Source organism: Actinomycetes bacterium (assembly GCA_036000965.1).
In the GTDB taxonomy this organism is placed as follows: Bacteria; Actinomycetota; CALGFH01; order CALGFH01; family CALGFH01; genus DASYUT01.
In genome coordinates, this window is the sequence record DASYUT010000198.1 from 1 (window position 1) to 4,314 (window position 4,314).

General features: G+C 70.1%; 5 protein-coding genes. 4 read left to right on the plus strand and 1 reads right to left on the minus strand.

Going from position 1 to position 4,314, the window contains the following annotated elements; genetic code table 11:
* Positions 1 to 148 precede the first annotated feature (148 nt).
* Positions 149 to 301, minus strand: coding sequence for a hypothetical protein (locus VG276_18605; GenBank protein ID HEV8651345.1), 153 nt, complete (start codon positions 299 to 301; stop codon positions 149 to 151).
* A 237-nt stretch (positions 302 to 538) separates the two neighbouring features.
* Between VG276_18605 and VG276_18610 the strand changes: the two genes are divergently transcribed.
* The 4 genes from VG276_18610 to VG276_18625 form a co-directional block, all read left to right on the plus strand.
* Entirely contained in the window at positions 539 to 1,081 is a 543-nt protein-coding gene (locus VG276_18610) for a hypothetical protein (GenBank protein HEV8651346.1), read from the plus strand.
* 138 nt (positions 1,082 to 1,219) lie between these two features.
* Positions 1,220 to 2,002 (plus strand): hypothetical protein, encoded by a 783-nt coding sequence (locus tag VG276_18615; GenBank protein HEV8651347.1) that lies wholly within the window; start codon positions 1,220 to 1,222, stop codon positions 2,000 to 2,002.
* Between the two features lie 2 nt (positions 2,003 to 2,004).
* Positions 2,005 to 3,801 (plus strand): fumarate reductase/succinate dehydrogenase flavoprotein subunit, encoded by a 1,797-nt coding sequence (locus VG276_18620; GenBank protein ID HEV8651348.1) that lies wholly within the window; start codon positions 2,005 to 2,007, stop codon positions 3,799 to 3,801.
* Between the two features lies 1 nt (position 3,802).
* Positions 3,803 to 4,314: succinate dehydrogenase/fumarate reductase iron-sulfur subunit (locus VG276_18625; GenBank protein HEV8651349.1), on the plus strand; the 512-nt coding region annotated here is incomplete at its 3' end.

The following is a 4,314-nucleotide window of genomic DNA, read 5'->3' on the forward strand; positions in this document are numbered from 1 at the left end:
CCTGGCGCCGGCCGGGCAGGCCTTGCCAGGGTCGTCACAGGTGGTCCGTCTCCACGGGTGGTCCGTCTCCATGATCATTTGCCGTTCCACAGGGCCTGAGCAGGAGGACGGTGGCCTGGAGGCGTCTAGACACCTCGGAGACGGACCGCTAGGGCTTCATCACGATCAGCAGCAGCAGCAGCAGGAACAAGCCGCCGGCGATCACGATCCAGAGCAGCACGTTCTCCTGCGGGCGGCGGCGGCGGTAGCGGGAGCGGGCCCGGCTGTGGCCCCGCCGGTAGCGGCCCCTGCTGCGCGTCATGATGTGCCTCCTTGTCGTTTCCGCGCCGGTGCGCGCGTGTAGCCGGTATCCCCAGGAAGAGGGCTGAGCAACCAAAGGGCGGCGCGGCTCAGGTAGTCCAGCCTGCCGAAGTCGACGTGGTAGCTGCGCACCGTGCGGCCCGGGCCCTGTGGGGCGGTTTCCGCCGTGAAGGCGGGCGATCTATGCTCCAGTTGGCGCGTCAATGCCTAAGGACGCGCGTCCTGAGAGGTGGTGCCCGTGCTTCGTTATCTCGTGGTGGCGAACCAGACCCTCGGCGGTGATGAGCTCCAGAACGCGATCCGCGACCACATGGCTACCGGACCTTGCCACTTTCACGTGCTCGTCCCCGCCACCGCGGCCAGCGACCTCGACGCGGGCTACCTGGCCGGCGTGGCTGAGACGGCCAAGCCGGGGGTCATGGCCGGTGCCGAAGGGCTCGACCGCGAGCAGGCCCGCCACCTCCTCGAGGACGAGCTCGAGGAGGCCACCCACGCCGAGTCAGGGGAGGACCTCGGCCGCAAGCTCGCCCGCGAGCGCCTCAGGCACGAGTTGGCCCGCCTGCGCGAGCTGGGCGCGGACGCCAGCGGCGAGGTTGGCGTGTCCGACCCGGTCGAGGCGATCCGTGTCGTGCTCCACCGGTGGGAGTTCGATGCGATCATCTTGTCCACCCTGCCCGGCCGGAGCTCCCGCTGGCTGGCGATGGACCTTCCGACCCGCATCCGGCGGGGTTTCAAGCTGCCGGTGACCCACGTCACCGGCCCAAGCACCACAACGGTCTGACCCCCCAAATGGTGACCACGGCACCGGCGCCCTTCGGGATCCACCTGACCACGGCACAGGCGCTCTTGGGGGGCCGTGGGGGGAGCGAGCTCCCCCCACATCGACAGAGAACCGCGGGATGGTAGGAGGATGCAACCGATGGCGACCAGCACCACAACCGACATGCAATCCCGGGCGGGGCTTGGCAAAGGGATCCTGCGAAGGGACGCCTGGTGGCTTCCGCCGCTGGTCACCGTGGTGGTCCTGGCCGGCTTCGTCGTCTACGGGACCTGGGTCGCCTTCATCGGCCGCGACTACTACGCCGACCCCTATCTCTCCCCGTTCTACTCGCCCTGCCTGGCCGCCAACTGCGAGCACGCGACCTGGCAGCTCGTGGGCGACTGGTGGAAGCTCTCACCGGCCCTGCTCGTCCTGCCGTTCCCACTCGCCTTCCGCTTGACCTGCTACTACTACCGGAAGGCCTACTACCGCTCGTTCTGGTGGGCACCGCCAGCGTGCGCGGTGCCCGACGCCCGCGCCCGCTACACCGGCGAGACCCGCTTCCCCCTGATTCTCCAGAACGTCCACCGCTACTTCTTCTACTTGGCCTTGCCCTTTCCGCTGATCCTGACCTTCGACGCGCTGCGGGCGTTCAGCTTCCCGGACGGCTTCGGCATGGGCGTCGGTACGCTGGTGCTCTTGGCCAACGCCGCGCTGCTGTGGCTGTACACGCTCTCGTGCCACTCCTGCCGGCACCTGTGCGGCGGCCACGTCAACGTGTTCTCCAAGGCCCCGGTGCGGTTCTGGCTGTGGCGGAAGGTCTCGGCCCTGAACGCCCGCCATATGCTGTACGCATGGGTGAGCCTGTTCGTCGTCGCCCTGACCGACCTGTACGTGTGGCTGGTCGCCACCGGCGCCATTCGTGACCTGAGGTTCTTCTGATCATGGCAGAGCACGAGACCCACGAGTTCGACGTCGTCGTCATCGGTGCCGGCGGCGCCGGCCTGCGCGCCGCCATCGAAGCATCCGACCAGGGCGCCCGGACCGCCCTGATCTGCAAGTCCCTGCTCGGCAAGGCGCACACGGTCATGGCCGAGGGCGGGATCGCCGCCGCCATGGGCAACGTCTACCAGGAGGACAACTGGCGGGTGCACTTCCGCGACACCATGCGCGGCGGGAAGATGCTGAACAGCTGGCGCATGGCCCAGCTCCACGCCCAGGAGGCCCCGGCCCGGGTGTTCGAGCTGGAGGACTGGGGGGCGCTGTTCGACCGTACCGCCGACGGCCGCATCCTGCAGCGGGACTTCGGCGGGCACCGCTACGCGCGCCTGGCCCACGTGGGCGACCGGACCGGGCTGGAGATGATCCGGACGCTGCAGCACCGCGCGGTCGCCAGCGGCATCGACGTGTTCATGGAGTGCACGGTCATGCGCCTGCTGACCGACGCCGGGCGGATCGCGGGCGCCCTGGGCTACTGGCGCGAGTCGGGCCGGCTGGCCGTCTTCCGGGCCAAGGCGGTCGTGCTCGCCACCGGCGGGATCGGCAAGGCCTGGAAGGTGACCTCGAACTCGTGGGAGTACACCGGCGACGGCCACGCGCTCGCGCTACGGGCCGGCGCCGACCTGGTCGACATGGAGTTCGTCCAGTTCCACCCGACCGGGATGGTGTGGCCGCCGTCGGTGCGCGGCATCCTGGTCACCGAGGGGGTGCGCGGCGACGGCGGGGTGCTGCGGAACTCCGAGGGCCGGCGCTTCATGTTCGACTACATCCCGGAGATGTTCCGGGCTGAGACCGCCGAGACCGAGGATGAGGCGGACCGCTGGTACGACGACCACTCCAGCGGCCGGCGCACGCCCGACCTGCTGCCCCGCGACGAGGTCGCCCGGGCCATCAACACCGAGGTGAAGGAGGGGCGGGGCAGCCCGCACGGCGGGGTGTTCCTCGACATCGCCTCGCGGCGCGACCCCGAGGTGATCAAGCGCCGGCTCCCGTCCATGTACCACCAGTTCAAGCAGCTGGCGGACGTGGACATCACCAAGGACCCGATGGAGGTCGGGCCGACCTGCCACTACATGATGGGCGGCGTGCGTGTCGACCCTGAGACCCAGGCCGCCACCGTGCCCGGGCTGTTCGCCGCCGGCGAGGCGGCCGGCGGCATGCACGGCGCCAACCGGCTCGGCGGCAACTCCCTGTCCGACCTGCTGGTTTTCGGCCTGCGGGCCGGCCGCTACGCCGCCGAGCACGCCAGGGGGCTGCCGGCCAGGCCCAGGATCGACCCCGACCAGGTGGAGGCGACCGCCCAGGAGGCCCTGGCCCCCTTCGAGCGGGCCGAAGGCGAGAACCCCTACACCCTCCAGCAGGAGCTGCAGGACTGCATGCAGGAACTGGTCGGGATCATCCGGACCGAGGGCGAGCTGAAGAGCGCCCTCGAGCGGATCGGGGTGCTGAAGGAGCGGGCAGCCCAGGTCCGGGTCGAGGGCCACCGGCAGTACAACCCCGGCTGGCATCTCGCCCTCGACCTCGCCTCGCTGCTGGTCGTCTCCGAGTGCGTGACGCTGGCGGCCCTCGACCGCAAGGAGAGCCGGGGCGCCCACACCCGCGACGACTACCCCAAGCCCGACCCCGAGCTCGGCAAGGTCAAGGTGGTCGTCCGCGCGCGCGACGGCAGGCTGGCCGTGACCAGGGAACCGCTCGAGGAGATGCCCGACGACCTGAAGCAACTGTTCGAGGAGAAGCCCTGACATGGCGACCTACGAGGTCCTGCTCCGCCTGTGGCGCGGGGACGCAAATGGCGGCGAGCTGCGCGACTACCGCGTCCAGGCCGAGGACGGCGAGGTCGTTCTCGACGCCGTCCACCGGGTCCAGGCCACCCAGGCGGGCGACCTGGCCGTACGCTGGAACTGCAAGGCGGGCAAGTGCGGCTCGTGCAGCGCCGAGGTGAACGGCCGGCCGCGGCTCTTGTGCATGACCCGCCTCAGCGTGTTCGAGCGCGACGAGCCGATCACGATCACGCCCCTGCGGACCTTCCCGGTCATCCGGGACCTGGTCACCGACGTGTCGTTCAACTACGAGATGGCCAAGCGGGTGCCCGCGTTCGCCCCCGGGCCGCGCGAGCCCGACGGGACCTACCGGATGCAGCAGCAGGACATCGACCGGGTCCAGGAGTTCCACAAGTGCATCGAGTGCTTCCTGTGCCAGGACGTCTGCCACGTCATCCGCGACCACGAGGAGAACAAGCGCAGCTTCGCCGGCCC

Bases quoted from the DNA above. Each gene is read 5' to 3' on its own strand.
- VG276_18605 (HEV8651345.1), bottom strand. From the start codon at position 301: ATGACGCGCAGCAGGGGCCGCTACCGGCGGGGCCACAGCCGGGCCCGC.
- VG276_18615 (HEV8651347.1), top strand. From the start codon at position 1,220: ATGGCGACCAGCACCACAACCGACATGCAATCCCGGGCGGGGCTTGGC.
- VG276_18620 (HEV8651348.1), top strand. From the start codon at position 2,005: ATGGCAGAGCACGAGACCCACGAGTTCGACGTCGTCGTCATCGGTGCC.